The sequence below is a fragment of the Neobacillus vireti genome (genome assembly GCF_036962465.1).
Classification (GTDB): domain Bacteria; phylum Bacillota; class Bacilli; order Bacillales; family Cytobacillaceae; genus Neobacillus; species Neobacillus vireti_B.
The window spans coordinates 1-20,205 of record NZ_JBALNF010000089.1 but is presented as its reverse complement, the minus strand read 5'-3'; the positions used below and the strand labels follow the sequence as shown (position 1 = coordinate 20,205).

Annotated in this window: 19 protein-coding genes and 1 pseudogene; 14 read left to right on the top strand and 6 right to left on the bottom strand. The window is 41.3% G+C overall.

Annotated elements, in window-relative coordinates; all coding sequences use genetic code 11:
- Positions 1-174: 174 nt before the first annotated feature.
- A pseudogene (locus V7077_RS26995) lies at positions 175-295 on the bottom strand (IS6 family transposase); the annotation flags it as partial.
- A 242-nt stretch (positions 296-537) separates the two neighbouring features.
- On the opposite strand from V7077_RS26995, the gene V7077_RS26990 reads away from it, so the two are divergent.
- From V7077_RS26990 to V7077_RS26950, 9 genes are all read left to right on the top strand, one after another.
- A complete protein-coding gene (locus V7077_RS26990) occupies positions 538-2,085 on the top strand; it encodes a sodium:solute symporter family protein (RefSeq protein WP_335507727.1) in 1,548 nt (515 codons plus the stop codon).
- Entirely contained in the window at positions 2,082-2,312 is a 231-nt protein-coding gene (locus V7077_RS26985; protein WP_335507725.1) for a hypothetical protein, read from the top strand. The genes V7077_RS26990 and V7077_RS26985 overlap by 4 nt, the downstream gene beginning before the upstream one ends.
- A gap of 135 nt (positions 2,313-2,447) precedes the next feature.
- On the top strand, positions 2,448-2,750 hold the full coding sequence (locus V7077_RS26980; protein ID WP_335507723.1) for an urease subunit gamma: 303 nt from the start codon (positions 2,448-2,450) through the stop codon (positions 2,748-2,750).
- Between the two features lie 46 nt (positions 2,751-2,796).
- Positions 2,797-3,117, top strand: coding sequence for an urease subunit beta (locus V7077_RS26975; RefSeq protein ID WP_335507721.1), 321 nt, complete (start codon positions 2,797-2,799; stop codon positions 3,115-3,117).
- Positions 3,118-4,827 (top strand): urease subunit alpha, encoded by a 1,710-nt coding sequence (gene ureC / locus V7077_RS26970; RefSeq protein ID WP_335507719.1) that lies wholly within the window; start codon positions 3,118-3,120, stop codon positions 4,825-4,827.
- A 168-nt stretch (positions 4,828-4,995) separates the two neighbouring features.
- Positions 4,996-5,442, top strand: coding sequence for an urease accessory protein UreE (gene ureE / locus V7077_RS26965; RefSeq protein WP_335507717.1), 447 nt, complete (start codon positions 4,996-4,998; stop codon positions 5,440-5,442).
- A complete protein-coding gene (locus V7077_RS26960) occupies positions 5,435-6,121 on the top strand; it encodes an urease accessory protein UreF (RefSeq protein WP_335507737.1) in 687 nt (228 codons plus the stop codon). The genes ureE and V7077_RS26960 overlap by 8 nt, the downstream gene beginning before the upstream one ends.
- Before the next feature lie 28 nt (positions 6,122-6,149).
- Positions 6,150-6,764 (top strand): urease accessory protein UreG, encoded by a 615-nt coding sequence (gene ureG, locus V7077_RS26955; protein WP_335507715.1) that lies wholly within the window; start codon positions 6,150-6,152, stop codon positions 6,762-6,764.
- Positions 6,761-7,576 (top strand): urease accessory protein UreD, encoded by an 816-nt coding sequence (locus tag V7077_RS26950; protein WP_335507713.1) that lies wholly within the window; start codon positions 6,761-6,763, stop codon positions 7,574-7,576. Before ureG ends, V7077_RS26950 begins: the two co-directional genes overlap by 4 nt.
- A gap of 379 nt (positions 7,577-7,955) precedes the next feature.
- On the opposite strand, the gene V7077_RS26945 is transcribed toward V7077_RS26950, so the two are convergent.
- Together V7077_RS26945 and V7077_RS26940 are read right to left on the bottom strand one after the other, a co-directional pair.
- Positions 7,956-9,416 (bottom strand): aldehyde dehydrogenase family protein, encoded by a 1,461-nt coding sequence (locus tag V7077_RS26945; RefSeq protein WP_335507712.1) that lies wholly within the window; start codon positions 9,414-9,416, stop codon positions 7,956-7,958.
- A gap of 229 nt (positions 9,417-9,645) precedes the next feature.
- Complete coding sequence (locus V7077_RS26940) at positions 9,646-10,524, bottom strand: LysR family transcriptional regulator (RefSeq protein WP_335507710.1); 879 nt, start codon at positions 10,522-10,524, stop codon at positions 9,646-9,648.
- Positions 10,525-10,686: 162 nt separating this feature from the next.
- Here V7077_RS26940 and V7077_RS26935 point away from each other — a divergent pair, with 162 nt between their 5' ends.
- The 4 genes from V7077_RS26935 (at position 10,687) to V7077_RS26920 (ending at position 16,115) form a co-directional block, all read left to right on the top strand.
- Positions 10,687-12,471, top strand: coding sequence for a thiamine pyrophosphate-requiring protein (locus V7077_RS26935; protein WP_335507708.1), 1,785 nt, complete (start codon positions 10,687-10,689; stop codon positions 12,469-12,471).
- Between the two features lie 114 nt (positions 12,472-12,585).
- Positions 12,586-13,914 carry an MFS transporter gene (locus V7077_RS26930; protein WP_335507706.1) on the top strand — a complete coding sequence of 443 codons (1,329 nt, stop codon included), beginning with the start codon at positions 12,586-12,588 and terminating at the stop codon, positions 13,912-13,914.
- Between the two features lie 326 nt (positions 13,915-14,240).
- A complete protein-coding gene (locus V7077_RS26925) occupies positions 14,241-15,590 on the top strand; it encodes an aromatic ring-hydroxylating oxygenase subunit alpha (protein WP_420489714.1) in 1,350 nt (449 codons plus the stop codon).
- Entirely contained in the window at positions 15,591-16,115 is a 525-nt protein-coding gene (locus V7077_RS26920) for a 3-phenylpropionate/cinnamic acid dioxygenase subunit beta (protein WP_335507702.1), read from the top strand. It begins immediately after the preceding gene.
- 222 nt (positions 16,116-16,337) lie between these two features.
- Here V7077_RS26920 and V7077_RS26915 read toward each other — a convergent pair whose 3' ends face one another.
- Positions 16,338-16,736 carry a hypothetical protein gene (locus tag V7077_RS26915; RefSeq protein ID WP_335507700.1) on the bottom strand — a complete coding sequence of 133 codons (399 nt, stop codon included), beginning with the start codon at positions 16,734-16,736 and terminating at the stop codon, positions 16,338-16,340.
- Between the two features lie 225 nt (positions 16,737-16,961).
- On the opposite strand from V7077_RS26915, the gene V7077_RS26910 reads away from it, so the two are divergent.
- Positions 16,962-17,141 carry a hypothetical protein gene (locus V7077_RS26910; RefSeq protein ID WP_335507699.1) on the top strand — a complete coding sequence of 60 codons (180 nt, stop codon included), beginning with the start codon at positions 16,962-16,964 and terminating at the stop codon, positions 17,139-17,141.
- Positions 17,142-17,286: 145 nt separating this feature from the next.
- On the opposite strand, the gene V7077_RS26905 is transcribed toward V7077_RS26910, so the two are convergent.
- Both V7077_RS26905 and V7077_RS26900 read right to left on the bottom strand, forming a co-directional pair.
- Positions 17,287-19,704 (bottom strand): molybdopterin-dependent oxidoreductase, encoded by a 2,418-nt coding sequence (locus V7077_RS26905; RefSeq protein ID WP_335507696.1) that lies wholly within the window; start codon positions 19,702-19,704, stop codon positions 17,287-17,289.
- Entirely contained in the window at positions 19,704-20,141 is a 438-nt protein-coding gene (locus tag V7077_RS26900) for a hypothetical protein (RefSeq protein WP_335507694.1), read from the bottom strand. The genes V7077_RS26905 and V7077_RS26900 overlap by 1 nt, the downstream gene beginning before the upstream one ends.
- Between the last annotated feature and the right edge of the window lie 64 nt (positions 20,142-20,205).

The following is a 20,205-nucleotide window of genomic DNA, read 5'->3' as shown; positions in this document are numbered from 1 at the left end:
AAGCGTCAGTTATTCCGTTTTACATACTCTCATCATTATCCGACATTGCTTGTAAAGCTTTCCTTCTGAAACCGCACTCCTCCATCGCTTCAATAAGCTCCACTCTCAAATGGGTTCTGGTGCAAAAATAAAGTAAAAAAGAAGGAAGCGTATCTAGTCCTAACAGAATCATTCTTATGATGCTAGTTCAAATAATTGATGAATGAATTCTTTCTGATTTTGAAAAAGACTGATCCAGTAGATCCATTTGTTCTTTTTTTATCATGTGCATAGCTTCCACTCCTGAAAGAATAGATTCAATTGAACAATATAACCAACTATTTTTTGATTATAAAGAAAGTTCAGAAAAGAATGCGATTGATTTGGAAGAAATTATGGGAAAACTGTGTTAGAAAATCTAACGCAATTGTAGATAGAAAGAGAAAATGTGACTATATTTAAAACTGTTCTAGAATTATCTGACAATAGCACTGTGTTAATGGAACATCTTAGAAAAACTTGTAACAAGTTTGTGATATTAAAAAGTGGAGGGGTAGCATGTTAACACCAAGTGTAGGGTATCTTATTTTACTTATTTTCGGAGTTTTGTTTACGGGAGTGACCGCGGTTATTCACCGCATGGATTCCAAACGAAAAGGAAAAGAAATGACGGCGGAACAATTTAACACTGCCGGAAGAAGTGTAGGGGTTGGTTTGGCCAGCGCTTCGATCGTAGCGGCTTGGACATGGGCTGCCACGATCATGATGTCATCCTCGACCGGTTATCAATATGGAATAAGCGGGCCATTTTGGTATGCGGCTGGTGCTACCATCCAAATCTTATTATTTGCGATCCTTGCTGTTCATTTAAAAAGAAAAGCACCAACCGCTCATACGTTTTTAGAGTTTATTTCACAGCGTTTTGATAAAAAAAATCACCGCTTAATGCTCGTATTTGCGCTGATGACGAATATTATCGTCACCTCGATGATCATTCTCGGCGGGGCAATCACGTTAAATCAGTTAACGGGAATGAATTTGTATGTAGCAGCCTTTTTAATACCTGTAACATTCACTATTTATACGATGATTGGCGGATTAAAAGCTTCATTTATAGCAGACTATTTGCACACGGTGATCTTATTTGTTGTTCTGTTGGTCTTTGGGATTGCGGTCTATTATAAATTTGGCATCTCCAATATTTATGAGGGGCTGCGTGCCTTGCCGGAATCCAAGCAAATGCTGACGATGGCATCTATTCCAGGGCTTTTGTTTGGGATTATTAATATTGTTGGGAATTTCGGAACCGTTTTTGTCGATCAAGCCTATTGGCAGCGTGCTATTGCCAGTACGGATAAAGCTGCTTCGAAAGCGTATATATATGGAGGGATCTCCTGGTTTTCGATTCCTTTTGCGGTAGCTACTATTTTGGGTGTTAGTGCTGCAGGACTTGGAATTTCAGTATCTTCTCCTGATTCTGTTGCACCGATTATGGCCTCACACATCCTTGGGTCGGTTGGATCTGTTCTGTTTTTGACCATGCTGTTTATGGCAGTTACGTCTGCGGGGTCCGCGGAACTAACAGCTGTTACGAATATTATCGTTACGGATATTTATCGTCATTCGATCAACCCTCATGCCGGCAGTAAGAAACTATTGTCTGTTTCCCGTTTGGTTACATTAGGGTTCGGATTATCGATGGGAATCTTCTCGATTCTACTATTCTATTTAGGAATCAGTCTTGGCTTTGTTTATATGGCAATGGGAATTTTTGTTAGTGCAGCCGTTATACCGGTCACGCTTGGCCTAGTTTGGAAACGGGCCACAAATGCAGGAGCCTTTTACGGAGCATTGTTGGGGATGATTGGCGGCGTGACAGTTTGGCTAATTTCTGCTTATGTAACAGGAGGGCATGTGAACGTTGAATCTCTGGGAGGACTCTACCCGATGCTGTTTGGTAATCTGGCAGTATTTATCATTAGTGGAGTGATTTCTATTGGGCATGCACTCATCTCTTCTGAGGAATTTAATTTTGAGTCTTTAAAAGACAAGTTTAAGAGTTTTGATGAAAGTCATAGTACGGCTAGAAAGGAGAATTTAGGATGAACGATCTGGAGTTAAAAAAACAAACGAAGCTGTACACTCGTTGGGCATTGGGGTTAAGTGTAGTACTTGTGGTCATTTGGCCGGGAATTATGTTTTCGACAGGGTATATCTATAGTCTTTCCTTTTTCACGGGCTGGGTTTATCTAGCATTTGGCTGGCTGGTGTTTGCCGCGCTTTTTATCACCATTCGACCATTTATTGAGCTGTATAAGGAATACAAGCGATAAAGATGAATAGACATGAATACCAAAACAGCAGGTCACGGCTGCTTTGGTATCCATGTTAAATCACAAGGACCAAATGTAGAATCTACGTTATGAATGGAAATCTCCGGTTACAGGAAAAAAGGAAGGATGAAAAAGATGAAACTGACCTCACGTGAAATGGAAAAGCTTATGGTTGTAGTGGCTGCTGACCTGGCGCGCCGTCGGCAAAAAAGAGGCTTAAAACTAAACTATCCTGAATCCATCGCCATCATTACCTATGAAGTTCTTGAAGGGGCACGGGATGGACAAAAGGTGGCACAGCTTATGCAATACGGCACCACCATTCTGACAAGAGAAGATGTGATGGAAGGTGTACCTGAAATGATTCCGGACATACAGGTAGAGGCGACATTCCCTGATGGTACAAAACTGGTCACTGTACATACCCCGATTCGATAAACCGATTTTACATACCCAAACCAAAACCGTTTAGGAGGAAAAAGCAATGATTCCTGGGGAGTATCGATTAAAAAAGGAGCCAATCTTGTGTAATGAAAATAAGCAGCCGCTAGTCATTCCTGTGTTAAACCGGGGCGACCGCCCGATCCAAATCGGTTCGCATTTTCATTTTTTTGAAGTCAATACAGCATTGCAATTTGAACGGGACCGGGCATTTGGCAGGCATTTGAATATTCCAGCGGGAACGGCTGTAAGGTTTGAGCCTGGCGATGAAAAGGAAGTGGAGCTCGTTCCTTTTTCGGGGGAACAGAAGGTGTACGGTTTAAATCAATTAACAAACGGTTCCGTCATAAAGGAGGAGAAGTAAGTGAGCTTTCACATGTCGCGAAAACAATATGCCGATATGTTCGGTCCAACGGTTGGAGATGCTGTCCGTTTAGCGGATACGGAGCTGTTTATTGAAATAGAAAAAGATTACACCACCTATGGGGATGAAGTGAAGTTTGGCGGAGGCAAGGTGATCCGTGATGGAATGGGGCAGCACCCGCTTGTGACAAGGGCGGAAAGTGTGGACCTTGTGTTAACCAATGCGATGATTGTTGATTATACCGGGATTTATAAAGCAGACATCGGTGTGAAAGATGGGAAGATTGTAGCGATTGGCAAGGCTGGGAATCCGCTGCTGATGGACAAGGTGGATATCGTCATTGGTGCGTCAACCGAAGTGATTGCTGCAGAAAGAAAAATCGTAACCGCCGGGGGCATTGATGCCCATATCCACTTTATTTGTCCGCAGCAAATTGAAACGGCTCTTTCCTCTGGCGTGACAACCATGATTGGCGGTGGGACAGGGCCGGCTACAGGCACGAACGCAACCACCTGTACCCCGGGACCGTGGAATATCCACCGGATGCTCCAGGCTGCAGAAGAATTCCCAATGAATCTCGGTTTTTTAGGAAAAGGAAATGCTTCGGATGAAGCTCCGTTAAAGGAACAAATTGAAGCGGGAGCAATCGGCTTAAAGCTTCATGAAGACTGGGGAACAACGACTGGAGCCATTGATACGAGTCTGAAAGTGGCTGACCAATATGATGTGCAGGTCGCCATTCATACCGATACCCTTAACGAAGGTGGATTTGTTGAGGATACTTTGGCTGCCATTGATGGACGCGTGATTCATACATATCATACGGAAGGCGCTGGGGGAGGACATGCACCGGATATTATTAAGGCTGCCAGCTTCCCTAATATCTTGCCTTCATCGACTAACCCAACAAGGCCTTATACGATTAATACACTGGAAGAGCATTTAGATATGTTGATGGTTTGCCATCATCTTGATCCGGAGGTTCCGGAAGACATTGCTTTTGCTGATTCGCGGATTCGCAAAGAAACGATTGCCGCAGAAGATATCCTGCACGATATCGGTGTATTCAGTATGATTTCCTCTGATTCGCAGGCGATGGGCCGGGTCGGAGAAGTAATCACCCGTACGTGGCAAACGGCGGATAAGATGAAAAAACAGCGCGGTAAACTGGCGGTGGATCAAGGCGTTGGCGATAACTTCCGGGTCAAACGTTATATTGCCAAATATACAATCAATCCTGCTTTGACTCATGGAATTGCTGATTATGTCGGTTCGATTGAAACAGGAAAGCTAGCGGATTTGGTGGTCTGGGATCCGGCGTTTTTCGGTGTGAAACCGGAGTTAATTTTAAAAGGCGGGATGATTGCGCACAGTCTGATGGGGGATCCCAATGCCAGCATTCCAACGCCGCAGCCGGTGATCTATCGTCCGATGTTTGCCTCCCTTGGAAGTGCCAAATATCAAACGTCGATGACATTTGTCTCCCAATCTGCTTTTCAAAAAGGGATTCATAGAACACTTGGGCTGAAGAAAATTGTCCAACCTGTGTCAGGAATCCGGCAGTTAACGAAAAAATCGATGGTTTTTAACGGGGAAACACCTGAAATCGAAGTGGATCCGCAAACGTACAAAGTGAAAGTTAATGGTGAATTAATAACCTGTGAGCCGGCGGAAGTAGTTCCAATGGCACAGCGCTATTTCTTGTTTTAAGGTGTTTGAGTTGCCGAAACCCAGGAAGGTATAACGATCCTTACTTGGTTGAAGCATTCTGATTTTTGTTTGGCGAAGTAATTTCTTTTTTCGCGAAATATTCACCAGGTTTGGCGAAATTCATTCCTGTAGCGCCCTACTCTATTTCTTTTTTAAGGAGAGGAAAAAATGATTATTGAAAAAGTAATTGGAAATGTTACGACATTAGAAAAAAAAGCACCGCATACGGAACGGGTGTACTTGAACAGCGATGACTTGGTTAAACGGATTCAGCGTGTGGTCACCGACCATGGCAAGGAGATTGGGATTCGCTTAAAAGACAATCATGACTTAATCGACGGTGATGTCTTATATATAGATGAACGAAATATGATCGTAATCTCCGTTAAAGATGATGACTTGTTGGTGATCCAGCCAACGTCGATCCAGCAAATGGGGGAAATTGCCCACCAACTGGGGAACCGTCATCTCCCGGCTCAATTTGAAGGAAATGAAATGCTTGTTCAGTATGATTATTTAGTCGAAGAGCTTCTTCAGCAATTAGAAATTCCTTATGAGCGTGAAAATCGGAAGGTGAAGAAGGCGTTTCGCCATATTGGACACCGTCATGATTAACGAATTGTTTCCCTTGCTTCAGTTGTGCGATTCCAACTTTCCATCTGGAGCCTTTTCGCATTCGTTCGGATTGGAGACCTATATTCAGGAACAAGTCATTACGGATACGAAAAGCTTTTCTGAAGCGATCACCGTATATATCGAAAAACAGCTTGTTTTTGTCGAGGGACTGGCGTGCCGGCTTGCTTTTGATGCGGTCGGGCAAAACAGGATGGCGAATCTTTTCGAGCTAGATCAATTATTATTTGCCGCGAGCCTTGCTGAAGAAACGAGGATCGGCAATCGCCGAATTGGGGAACGAATGGCAAAGCTATGTGCCGGCCTATATCCTTCACCAATTCTCGACGATTATGTAGATAAAATCAAAGAAAAGCGGGCATATGGACATTCTGCCTTGGTTTTTTCGATCATTGCCTGCCACTTGCAAGTGGGAAAAGAAACAGCCATTGGCGCGTATTTATATGGAGCTTTATCCTCACTGATTCAAAACGCTGTCCGCGGCATTCCCCTCGGACAGACCGATGGTCAAAAGCTGTTGGTCAACATCCAGCCGCTTTTAAAGAAAGCCGTTCAGAAGATTTTATTGTTGTCCAAGGATGATCTTGGGGCGGTCAGCCCTGGATTGGAAATTGCTCAAATGCGTCATGAACGATTACACGTGCGCTTGTTTATGTCTTAAAAATTTTTGAAAAAGAGGGATGTTGAAAATGGAACCAGTACGAATTGGAATTGGCGGACCTGTTGGTGCAGGAAAAACGATGCTTGTGGAAAAATTAACGCGGGCGATGCATGAAGAACTGAGTATGGCCGTTGTCACGAATGACATCTATACAAAAGAGGATGCGTTATTTCTTATGAAAAACGGAGTGTTGCCGCAGGATCGGGTAATCGGAGTGGAAACTGGCGGTTGTCCGCATACGGCTATTCGGGAGGATGCGTCGATGAATTTTGCGGCCATCGATGAATTAAAAGAAAGGCACCCTGATGTTGAATTAATCTTCGTCGAAAGTGGCGGGGATAATTTAGCGGCAACATTCAGTCCGGAGCTTGTTGATTTCTCCATTTATATTATTGATGTGGCCCAAGGGGAAAAAATTCCGCGTAAAGGCGGACAAGGGATGATTAAGTCAGACTTATTCATCATCAACAAAATTGATTTGGCTCCTTACGTTGGGGCAAGTCTGGAAATCATGGAGCGGGACACAATCGCTGCAAGAGGGGACAAGCCTTATATTTTTACAAATTTAAAGGATGGAACAGGCCTTGATCAAGTGATCGATTGGATTAAAAACCAAACTCTATTACTAGGATTGGAGTCATGAGCTATACCGGTGTATTGGAGCTTTCTGCGGTCAAAAGGCAGTCCAAAAGTATTGTATCCAGCTGTTATTATGAGGGGGCATTGAAATTAACCCGCCCGGTTTACCTGGAGGAGAATGTGCCATCCGTTTATCTGATTCATGTTGGAGGCGGCTATGTCGACGGCGATACCTATTTGACTGACCTTTCAGTTGAGGCGGGAGCGGAATTGGCAGTTACTACGCAATCTGCTACGAAAGTATATAAAACGCCGAAAAACCCTGTTGTTCAACAAACAAATTTGAAAGTGGGCAAGGGAAGTGTGCTTGAATATTTGCCGGATTCATTAATCGCTTATGAGGGTGCGCGTTTTATTCAAGAAACCAATGTTCGGATGGAGGAGGAAGCTTGTTTTTTTTATAGCGATATGATCACACCTGGATGGGCAGAGGATGGGAGCTTGTTTCGTTATGACTGGATCCGTTCGAAATTAAAAGTCTATAAAAATGACAAGCTCGTTTTATTTGATCATTTGTTGCTTGAGCCGGATGATCAGTTGAACGGGATTATGCAAATGGAGGGGTATACCCATGTTGGGACTTTCCTCATCCTTCATAATCAAGTAGATAAAGGTTTTTTGGATGATTTATATGAAGTCATGGAGGATATTCAGGAAGACCTTTGTTTCGGATTGTCCTCTTTGCCGGAGGGAGGAGTGATTTTGAGGGTGCTGGCCCGGTCTACAGGGATGATTGAGAAAATGATTACACATGCGCATGCTTGGGCCAGACATCAGTTGCTCGCGAAGGATGTTGTTAGATGGAGGAAATACTAAGGTTGTAGAATGCATCTTTCTTGTAAAAGAATGATGCAATGTTGTTAAGGGAAGTGCAGGAGGGAGAATTAGTTTCGATTTTAGGTTCTGGTGCAAAAATAAAGTAAAAAAGAAGGAAGCGTATCTATTCCTAACAGAATCAATCTTATGATGCTACTTCAAATACTGAGTTTGAATGTACAATAAAAAGAACACACAGCATTTCAAAAGAGGAAAATACTGTGTGTTCTTTTTAGATAACTAATAAAAAAATATTTTCAAATACCTCGTAGCATCTCATAATTATCTTTTGCTAACCATAGGATATATTCTTAATCATAAGGATTATTTCCATAGGTGCTCCAACCTTGTTTGATAATCAGAGTGAATTATATAATGATCAAAATGGATACTGGCGATCTTTTGTCTGGATGGAAACCCATTTTGTAACGGTGAATTCTTCTACCACCCATGGGTTGCCAAACCGGCCTAATCCACTCGCTTTATTTCCCCCGAATGGAATATTTGGTGCGTCATTCACCGTCTGGTCGTTGATATGAGTCATGCCGCTATCAATTTGTAAGGCAAGATTTTCACCATGTTTTAAGTCGCTAGTAAAAATGGCAGAACTTAAGCCATACTCTGTATCGTTGGCGTAGGCGATGGCTTCGTCATCTGTTTCCGCTTTTATAATAGTAGCAATCGGAGCAAAAAGCTCGGTTTGCGCAAGCTTGCTCGAATTTTGAACGTCTGTAACAACATAAGGGGTTAGAATGTTGCCAATCCGTTTGCCTTCCAAAGCGACAGTTACACCTTGTTCTTTAGCTTCTTCAATATACCGCATTGCTTTTTCTATCTGTTGCTTATTTACCAATGGCCCGATAACGGTATTTGGATCACTTGGATCTCCATAAGGAAGCTGTTTGGCCCGTTCTACAAATTTAGCGACAAACTTATCATATTTGTTTTTGTGAACAATGAACCTATTGATAATCATACAAATTTGACCTTGATGGACAAATTTCCCAAAAATAGCTGCCTTGACGGCTTGGTCAATGTCTGCGTCAGATAAAACGATAAATGGGCTGTTTCCGCCAAGTTCAAGTGCAACCCGCTTTAAATTTTGACCGGCAATGGCTCCAATATGGCGTCCAACTGAAGTGGAACCAGTAAAACTAATTAGTTTCGATATCGGGTTTGTCAACATGTCATCACCGATTTCGTTAATATCCGTTAAAATCACATTTAAAACACCTTTAGGTAAACCAGCGTATTCAAACGCTTTTGCAATAACTGAACCACCGGAGAGGGCAACTTGGATATCAGGTTTGTGGACAACACTATTTCCAAGTGCAATGGCTGGGGCTATTGTCCTCATTGATAAATTCATCGGAAAATTAAAAGGTGAAATGGAAGCAATCACGCCTAATGGCAGTCGGTGTATATGATTTAATTTGGCATTATCCGGACCTGGCACTTCTCGCACTTTACCGATTTCATCAGCAAATTTTATCGACTCCTCTAAAATTTCGATGGTTAGATGGAATTCGATATTAGATTTTAACAAGGTGCCGCCCGTCTCAAGACCAATAGTTCTGACTATCTCCTTGCGGTTCCTGTTTAAATAATCCAATGCTTTATGGAGAACTGATCTTCTTTCTTCAACGGTTGACTTTGCCCATTGCTTCTGTGCTTCTTGGGCACTTAGAAATGCTTCATCCAACTGTTCTTTTGATGCTAGGCGAACGGAAGTAATGATTGAATCATCATATGGGTTCAAAATATCATAGGTTCTTTCACTTTGGCCATCTGTCCATTCTCCGTTGATAAAACTCTGATTTAACACCCCAACTGCTTGCATGAAAAAACTCCTCCCATCATTAAGCAAATAGTTCTAATAAGTTTTGTAGCGCTTTCATAAAAGTAGTACGTAACTATGTACAGTTAAACTATTAAAATATTCAACTGAATATTGCGAATTCTAGCAACGATATTTTGGAAAGTAAAATTAATTGTTGCTATATATGCAACATTCATGAAAAAATAAATTTTTAATCTAGCAAATTAGGAATCAATGGACCGTTGGTCGATTATTTTTTGTATGTTTTAATCAATTGCTTAATAAATGCTTCCATCGTGTTGTCTATGAATAAATCTTTTTTATACACGATCCCGATCATTTTTCGGAAGTCACGATCGATGATCCGTACCTGCCTAATCTTGTCGTCGTGAATGGTAGAAAGATAGGATTTTGGTAGAATGGTGGCTAAGTCATGATTCTTTTTAACGAGTTGAAGCAGTGCCTCTACTGTCGAGAACTCAATTCTTGGTTGGATGGTGAAGCCCACCTTTTGACTCTCTTCCTCAAAAAAGTGACGCATGGTAAATTGATGGGGCAGAAGGGTTAAGGGATAAGCTTGCAAATCTTTTAACAGAATGGAATCGATCTCTGCAAGTTCGTGAAGATGGGAAACGACTAAATAAAATTCCTCTTCAAAAAGTGGAATCATTTCTAGCCGATTGTCTTCCTCCATTAAAAAGGTTACTCCCAAGTCTAATTCATTTTGCAAAAGTCTATGAAAGGTTTCTTTCGTTCTTAAATCAATGATAGAAAGCTCAATGCCAGGATATTTTTCATGAAAGGATACGACGGGAGATGTGAGTAAATGCCCACCTGAACATCCAATTAACAATTTTCCCCGTAAAATTCCTCTCACGTCCATGATTTTCGTACTTGCCTGTTCCAATTCAAAAAAGATCCGCTCGCAATGTTCCAATAGAATGGTTCCGGCATAGGTCAAACGTACTTTTTTCCCGGCCCGGCTGAACAAGGGTGTACCAAGCTGCGCTTCCAACAGCCTGATTTGCTGACTCAATGTAGGCTGACTGATTCTTAATTTTTCTGCGGCTTTTGTAAAATGTAATTGCTGTGAAACGGTTACAAAATATTCTAATAGACGAAACTCCATTAGCTTCACACCCCTTTTTGATAGTTTATATCTATGATAATCATTAAAAATATTATATTGAACAATGAAAGGGTTTACAAATATAATAGCGTTAAAGTTTTAAAAGTCTAAATATTCGCAATTGTTATTTTGAACTTTAATCGAGGGACAGGAGATGTGATTATGTCTAGTGAAAAAACTTCTATGGAATTAGCTCAAGTAAAGGTCCAAAATTTCAAGTACACAACATCCTCTGCTTTAATGGAGGCACTTCAAGAATCTGGCGTTTCTTACATTTTCGCGAACTTAGGAAGTGACCATTCAGCCATTATAGAAAGCTGGGCACAGGCTCAATTGGAAAACAAAGAATTCCCGAAAGTGATCATTTGCCCACATGAAATGGTTGCTTTAAGTGCTGCACATGGATTTGCACAGGTTAGCGGAAAACCCCAGGCTGTTTTTGTTCATGTTGAATGTGGAACCCAAAATATGGGGGGGGCTATACATAATGCGGCTAGAGGAAGAGTACCTGTATTTATACTTGCAGGGGCTTCACCATATACGCAGGAAGGGGAGCTTTTAGGAAGCCGGAATGAACATATTCACTGGCTCCAGGATGTGTTTGACCAGCGTGGGATTGTCCGGGAATATGTGAAATATGACAATGAAATCCGGACAGGGAAAAATGTAAAACAGCTGGTTCATCGGGCGTTACAAATAGCAGAGAGTGATCCAAAGGGACCCGTCTATTTAATGGCACCCCGTGAGGTGTTGGAGGCAGAAATTGAACCACCTGCAGTTGATCATCGTGGTTGGAAACCACTTTCTTCGTGTGCGATTGCACCAGACGATGCAGCAAAACTTGCGGAGAATCTAATTAAAGCCGAACATCCTTTAATTGTCACTTCCTATCTTGGCCGAAATACTGACGCGGTTTCGGAGTTGGTCAAGCTTAGCGAGAAATTAGCGATTCCTGTATTGGAGTCTGTACCAAACTATGTGAATTTTCCCGCTGACCATCCAATGCATGTAGGGTATCAATGGAATGCTCCTGTGCAAAATGAATTATTAAATCAAGCTGATTTTATTCTGGTCATTGATAGCGATATTCCTTGGATTCCATTAGTCAATAAGCCAGCGGATAGTTGTGCTATATCCTATATTGATGTAGACCCATTAAAGGAGAAAACGCCACTATGGTACATACCTTCTGAAAGCTTTTTTAAAGCGGATTCATTGGTGGCTCTTCAGCAGTTGAATTCCTATATTGATAGTGTTAATGATATAAATCAAGTGAAAATTTATGAGCGCTATCTCCAAATAGCTAATATCCATTCGCACCAAAGAAAGGAATGGAAAGAAAATGAGAATTTACAGAACCCAGACATCGTTACACCCCAATATTTAACAGCCTGTATTCGCGAGGCAATTGATGAAAACACGATTGTGATGACGGAGTCTATTACGAATTATGATGTTGTTTCCAAACACCTACCACGGAATACGCCTGGATCGCTATTTGGAAGTGGGGCAAGCTCACTGGGGTGGCACGGTGGCGCCGCCATTGGTGCCAAGCTGGCAGCTCCGGAGAAAATAATTGTCAATCTTACAGGAGATGGGACCTACATTTTCAGTAATCCGACACCTGTCCACTGGAGCTCAAGAAAATATAACGTTCCATTCTTAACGGTGATTTATAACAACCATGGCTGGGGGGCTCCAAGGATATCGACATTGGGTGTACATCCCAATGGAATTGCTAGTCAAACTGATCAGTTTTGGGTGAATTTCGACCCTGTGGCGGATTTATCGAAGGTAGCCGAAGCGGCTGGCGGAGCCTATGCTCAAATTATTGAAAAACCAGAGAAACTAATGGACGGCCTAGTCAAGGCAATCGAGATTGTCAAAAGCGGGAGATCGGCGGTTTTAGATGTACGGCTGCAGAACGTGTCCCAGCAGCAACTATAAGATCTGAACTTTTGTGTTCAAGTCTTTTCTAAAAAGGGTCACCAAGCAAATAAAAATGCCTTTGGTTAAGGCTGAATTTCAAAAAATCTATATTTAAAATGAGGAGGATAACGCATGAAGAAAAAGGGATGGCAGCGCTATCATACAATTTGGGCAATGCTGTTTTTAGGGTGGTTTGTTTCCTATATTGACCGTACAGCAACTGGACCTGTCATTACATGGATGATTGACAATAAGGTCTCTTTTCTATCAAATGTACCAAACCCGCATGGATTAGGGGGATTAATCGGCAGTTTATTCTTTGCAGGATTTATGATGAACCAATATCCTGGGGGTTCTATTGGGGATAAATTTGGTCACCGGACCGTTGTGGTTTTAAGTATCGTATGGGCAGGGATTACGACGTTATTCACAGGGTTTATCTCGGGCTTAATCCTGTTTGTCCTTTTACGTGTGTTATTGGGATTGGGAGAAGGGGTCTTTTATTCGAATGACCGCTCCTATATTGTCTATCATTCTCCAAAGGAAAAAGTTGGCCTTGGAATGGGAGTGGTCATTACGGGACTTTCGGTTGGACTAACTATTGCGACTCTTGGTGTCCCGCTCCTACTCAACGCGATGGAACCAGTGATGGGAAAAGAAGCATGGCGTTCTCCTTTTATCCTACTTGGCGTCATTACATTAATCGCTTCACTCCTAATATATAAATATATGAAACCTTTATCTGCATCTGTTCTGAAAATGAACGCAGAATCTCCGGCAGTCAAAGAAGTGTATGGAAGTGCATTTCTTCTAATGTTGAAGTATGCAGCTGTATTCGTTGTCATCATAATGGGTATATACTTTGCTGCCTTAAAAATGGGATTATCCGATATTTCCATTGCATTTATTTTAGTCAGTCTTTGTCCGCTCTTTATTATTTTCCTATACAAAACGCGCAAATCTGAAATTCGTCCTGTTTTAGCTAATAAAAACCTAATATTCCTTTACGTTTCCTTTATCCCGATTATCTGGCACCTGTGGCTGTATGGCTTTTGGTCCGTTTCGATTGTGAAGGATTTTGGCGGCGGAGCACTCGTTGCCGCAGCGCTGGTTGCTTCCTTTAATGGTATAGCTGGAATTATCGGTTTCCCAATTGGAGGAAAGATTTCCGATATGGTAGCTGGAACGGAAAATGGCAGGCGTAATGTTCTGGCGGTTATGACAGCATTACTAACCGTTTCTATCTTTATATTTGCTGCCTACGTAATGACGGGTCATAACAATCCTGTCATCATGTCAATCATTTTATTTTTATCTGGATTATTCTTCTTTGCCCTCCAGCCAGTATCTCATGCTTTGAATGCTGAAATTGCTCCTGAAAATAATCGGGGTGCAGCTTTTGGAATGTTTTATCTCAGAGATTGGAGCTGTTCTCTCTCCGGTTGTCTCTGGTGTTCTTAGAGACAGTACAGGAAGCTGGGGAGCGCCGTTGTTGCTGGATGGAGTACTCCTTGCTGCCAGCTGTATCCTTGTATTATGTGTTAACCGAGGAGTCTCCACCCAAATGAGCTTAACTGTTGAAAAATAAACGGTAAACCAAGCAGGAAAAAACACCTCATCTTTTTCCTAAAGGAGAAAGACAGGGGCAGTTCTTTTTTTAAAAAAATAGGTGTGATTTTACATAACAAAAAAACGTTAAAGGATCTGTTCCTGAGTATCTATCAGCTAAAGAACTTATTAAAATACATTTTCCGCTTTAAAAGTGAAGGAGGATTAAGAGAATGCAATTGTTTAGAAAGACATTTGATGAAAAAGCGCTCCAACTATTAAAAGAAAAAATGGAACAAGGATTGTTACCCCAGTGGGTCGTCACAGATCCGGATCTTTATGATCTGGAAATTGAAAAAATATATGGGCATACATGGCAATTTCTTGGGCACGAATCGGAGTTGAAAGAGCCGGGCAGTTATGTAACAAGGTGGATGGTAAATGATCCTATACTGCTAGTGAAAAATCGCAATGGTGAAATTAACGCCTATCTTAATTCTTGTACACATCGAGGAACTCAGCTTTGCACGGCAGACCGGGGAAACAAAAAGTCTTTCACCTGTCCATATCACGGCTGGAGCTTTAATCTTGATGGGGATTTAATCGGCATTGTTGCTGGAAGTAAAGTGTACGGTGAAGAGATGGATAAATCCGAGTGGGGACTTCGAAAGGTTCCGCAAATTGGACTTTATCAAGGGCTGATTTTTGGAAACCTTGATCCAAATGCGGAAAGTCTAGAAGACTATTTAGGGGATATGAAATGGTATTTGGATATGATGATGGGCAGAAGTGATGGGGGAATGGAAGTCATCGGTCTGCCGCAGCGTTGGGTCGCAAAAGCTAATTGGAAGGCAACGGCGGAAAACTTTGCTGCCGACCCGTACCATGTACAAACCACCCATCGTTCTACAGTTGAAATGGGAATAAGTCCAGAAGATCCACTATATGCTGGATATGGACATCAGGTAGTCATGGACCATGCACATGGAATTAATGTGATCACCTCTAAAACTGGGCAAGCCAGAGTGCCATTTCAAGGAACTCCTGAATCAATGTGGCCGATGTTTAAGAAAAACGTAACTCCAGAACAATATGACATTCTTTCGAGAGTGACGGTTTTTGTTGGCGGCGTGTATCCAAACCTTTCCTTCGTTAGTCCGATTCATGGGACAGAAGGACATTTGCACAATTATTTGAATTTTCGGCTTTGGAGACCGATAGGACCTGAAAAAGTAGAGGTATGGTGCTGGTTCTTTATCGATAAAGCGGCCCCAAAGGAATATAAGGAAGCTGCTTATAAAGGTTATTTAGGATCATTTGGTCCGACCGGAACGCTTGAGCAAGATGATACAGAAACATGGGCACGAATTGTCGAAGTAAGCAGCGGATTAATGATGCGGGATAAAGAATTAAGCTACAACAACGTCAGCAACTATTTAATGGGAATGAACCGGATTGAACCGGATGAAAATTTTCCTGGTCCGGGAACAGCCTATCCAACCTGCTATCTTGATGCAATTTCTCGAAAAATGCATGAAGAATGGCTCGAGCTAATTTCAAAGGATCTCTTTGTGAAGGAGGAAGTTTAAATGAAGTCCAACGTTCAAATGAGAATCTCTTCTGAAGTAGAATTTGAAATTACTCGTTTTCTTCATATGGAGGCTTATTTGTTAGATCACCGAAAATATAAAGAATGGCTCGAATTGCTGGCTGATGAAATCGAATATCGGATGCCATTAAGAGAAACGGTAGAAGGGGTTGGAGTTGATGATATTGCGAGTGATTCGTCCTTTTATGAAGAGACGAAGCTATCACTAACAACACGCGTAAATCGGTTGTATACTAAATCAGCTTGGGTGGAAAATCCAGCAACACGGCAGCGCCATTTTATCTCAAACATTATGGTTGAACCAACGGAAGATCCAAATGAATATAAGGTCATTAGTTATTTTTTATATAAAAGAAGCAGAGGTTCTACACATGTAATTGAAGAATTGTTTGGTGAGAGAAACGATATTATTCGGAAGATAAATAATGAATATAAAATTGTCTCACGGACCATTTTTCCTGATCAAACTGTTATTACGACAATGAATATGAGTATGTTCTTATAGTTAGATTCCGAAAACTATTATTTTGTATTTTTGTCTTAATCGTTTTTGAGAAGTCTCATAAATAGAGTAAATCCGAAGTCTTGCTTTTTGCAAGGATTTCGGATTTTTTGTTATCAAAACAATCGGGAGGTCAATTATCATACATGAATATTAAGGGAATGCACCCTGGGTGTGATTCCCTGTCAAATGTTACTTGATTTAATCAAAGTGTCCATTAGTGTATTACTTCAAATACAATTTAGTTGGATAAGCCCCACTAAAACAGGCGATACATAGGCTGCTTGTGTCTGCTAAATCTACATCTACAGCCTCTAATAACCCTTCGGTACTTAAAAAGGCTAATGAATCTGCACCAATCACTTTTCCCATCGCACGTTCATTCTCATGTTTATTAGCAAAAAGTTCCTCTTTTGTTGGCATATCCACTCCATAAAAACAAGGATTTTTAACCATAGGGGAACTGATTCGTACATGGACCTCCTTGGCCCCTGCTTGACGAATCAATTGAACAATACGCTTGCTTGTTGTTCCACGAACAATCGAATCATCTGGTGGGTTCGATTCCCACGCAGTCCCGCCATAGACACATTCTTGAACGGTTATAATAAAATTTTCCCCCACAGTCTAAACGGTGTTTTTTAACTAGGATGAAGACTGTTAAGCAAAACTGTGGAGGACATTTACTCTTAGTCACCTATAAAATTCGTAAGGGGCTATTTTTATACAAAAAACTGTTCGTAAGTATAAGCGTGGAGAAAGCACTGGAAGAAGAACAAAAAAAGATCTTAGGTGCATTAACTCTAGATGAATGTTTGATAAATTCATGACATTTAAGAGACTGAAGCATTGGCATCAAGAATTATTCAAGGGTACTATAAACATTTTGGATATCTAAAGGAATTTATTGGTGATGATATAAAAGACATAGTTAACTATATAAAATGTGAAAGTTTTGAGGAATTACAGGAACTGATAGGAATTTATATCGAGGAATATAACAATGATATCGTTACCAATGGGGGTTAAATAAATGACTCCGGCGTAATACCGGAGTCATTTACTAGCTGCATAAAAAGGTCTTTTTTAAACTGTCCACTTCTATGGTAGCAGTTCACTATAACAGAAAGGGAGCTTATTTTAGTGTAGACTAAATGTTTCTTGCATTTTATTTTTATTTATATGGCAGATATTCTGGCAGCGGTACATTGGTTACCGAAAGAGGTATTTCCAGCTTGATTCCCATTTGAAGGTCATAAGGAGATACAAGCCCATTCACTTTTTGGAGGGTTTCAATACTTGTACCAAATTGTTCAGCAATTGTACCAAGAGTATCCTTCTCTCCAACTAAATGGGTTTTTCTCAATTTCTCGATTCTGCATGCGGACTGCTTAAAGGTTGGCTGCTTCGATAAAGGATCGGTAAAATCTGCAGTCAAATCATTTGCGGCCTCCTTTTTATGCCAGCTTCCAAAATGAAATGGCACAAAAATTAATCCTTTTTGCACGGATTCACCAATTCTCACTGGGACCTCAATTTCTCCTCTTGCAGAAATAATTCTCACCTTCTCGCCCTCGATCAGTCCTAGTTCCAATGCATCTGCAGTATTAATTTCCGCATACCCATTAGGAGCAGCCGCCTGAAGGTATGGTGAACGTGCAGTTTTGGTCCTTGTATGCCAATGCCAAACCAGTCTTCCAGTCGTAACCCATAAAGGATATTCCTTGTTTGGCTGCTCCACAGGAGGCAGATATCTAGTTGGGTGGAGCATCGCTCTCCCATTTAAATTCAATTCTTCAAACTCTTCCTTAGATAGTGGTCTTCCAGTAAACTGGTCCTTCATAAACGATTGAGTATAATTTGTTTCAGTTGCAAAACGGCCATCCGAATAAAGCCGGGTAGTTCCTTCCGGTGCTTGATCATTGACCGGCCATCTTAAACCATTATATTTTTCAAGTTTTTCATACGTAATGCCGGTCATGTCAGAAGGTCTTCCTTTTGATACTTTTTTCCATTCCTCAAAACATTCTTCTGGAGTCGAATATTGAATCAATGGATTTCCATCCTTGTCACGAAAATCCATCCTCTTTGCAAAATCGAGCAGAATCTCAAAGTCAGATTTTACTCCCTCAGGAGGGTCTACTGCTTTTCTTAATAAATTAATAGTTCTATCGGCATTTTCCATGGTCCCTTCTTTTTCTCCCCATAAAGCAGCTGGAAGGACAACATCAGCAACAACTGCTGTTTCTGTTAAAAATGGGTCCTGCACTACTACAAAAACCTTTTCCAGAGCCTTTCGAGCTCGTGCCCGGTTAGGAAGAGATACCATAGGGTTTGTTCCAATGTTCCAAAAAAAGCTGATTTCTCCATTTTCGATCATATCAATTTGTTCTTCTATCCCTTTTTCTGGACCTACTGGAAGGTCCTTTTCATCCACGTTCCATAGCTCTGCCATTTCACGAATGTGGTCTGGATTATTTGGATTTCTATTTGCCGGATAAGTTCCAACTCCGCCAGCTGTACGGTTTGCTGAGGAACTAGGCTGGCCAGCCATATGGAGCGGCCCACAGCCAGGCTTGCCAATCAGCCCTCTAATTAAGTGAATATTATTAATAGCAACGCATGCTGTTGTTGCATCCGCACTTTGGTACGTACCTTGGAGAGTAGTAGTTACAAGAGTCTCAGTATTACCAAGAATTTCTGCAGCTTCTTTAATCAATCCTGCTGGTATTCCGGTAACTTCGCTGGTGTGTTCTACATCCCACTCACTAAGAGCTTCTGCCATTTTTTCAAACCCGACAGTATTGTTTTTTATAAATTGCTCATCCAGTCTTCCTTCCTCTATGATAAGGCGCTGCAGTCCATTTAATAATGCTACATTGGTTCCGGGATACAATTGAAGATGCATATCCGCCATACGGGCCGTGGCTGTTTTCCGTGGGTCAACAACGATAATATACGGCTTTCCAGTTCTCTGTTTTCTTTCCATAATTCTTTCAAATAAAACAGTTCCCGTTTCGGCAGGATTATGACCGAACATTAAAAGTGTATCTGCTTCATCAATATCGTCAAATGAGGCAGGAACACCATCCGCACCGAAGGACTGAAGCAGGCAAAATTCAGTAGTAGCTGTACAAAGCCTTGTATTGGCATCTAACAAATGAGTTCCAATTCCTGCTCTGCCTATTTTAGCTATCGTATAATAGTCTTCTAGAAATCCCTGTCCCGTTGAATAGATAGCAATTCCATTTCCACCCTTATCTTTTATGGTTTCCCGTGCCTTTTTAACAATTAGTTCCATCGCTTCGTCCCAGGAGGCTGGAACAAGCTGTCCAAACGCATCCCGGACCATAGGGGTCAAAAGCCTGTCCGGACTGTTGTTTGCATGCCATTGGTTTTCACCTTTTGGTCCTAATCTTCCTCTGTTTATAGGATGCTTCGAATTACCCTTTATCCCCACAATCTTCTTATCTTTAACGGCTATGTGGCATCCACAGCCGACAGAACAGATATTACACGTACTGTAGACCCATTTATCGACCTCTCCCTGACTATATACATTTATATCCGTACGCTCCGTTTCCCAAGCCATTATTTTCCACCCTCTCTTTTTGTCTTAGGTAAATACAACTCTGGTACAACATATTTAATTTTCTCAGGACCAAATTGAACTTCCAATTCTTTGGCACCTTCTTTAAGGCTTTTTTTAATCCTCTGGAATAGTAAATCCAAATCATTAACATGTTGGGCATTGTTTTCATCCTGCCAAGTTATTGCTCTTCCCCAAGCCCGGAAGGTTGAATCGGCAACCGAATCGTCATGGTATAAAATAGAGAGATCCTTTTTATACGTTTTAAAATCTTGTTCCTTCCTTTGTAATACTTCAATTAGGTTCTCACAAGTATCCTTTTGTTCTTCCAATACCGTCCTAAAAAGAATTGCCAATGGATTTTCTGCATACTGACTTTCCTTAATAATCTTGTCAGTGTCTTCCATAATACTGTTAAAAATATTATGTAACTTGTCCATTACCTCCCGCCTTCCTTTTAATTTAGTTCTATATATCTAGTAACCCTATCCATAAGGTTTAACC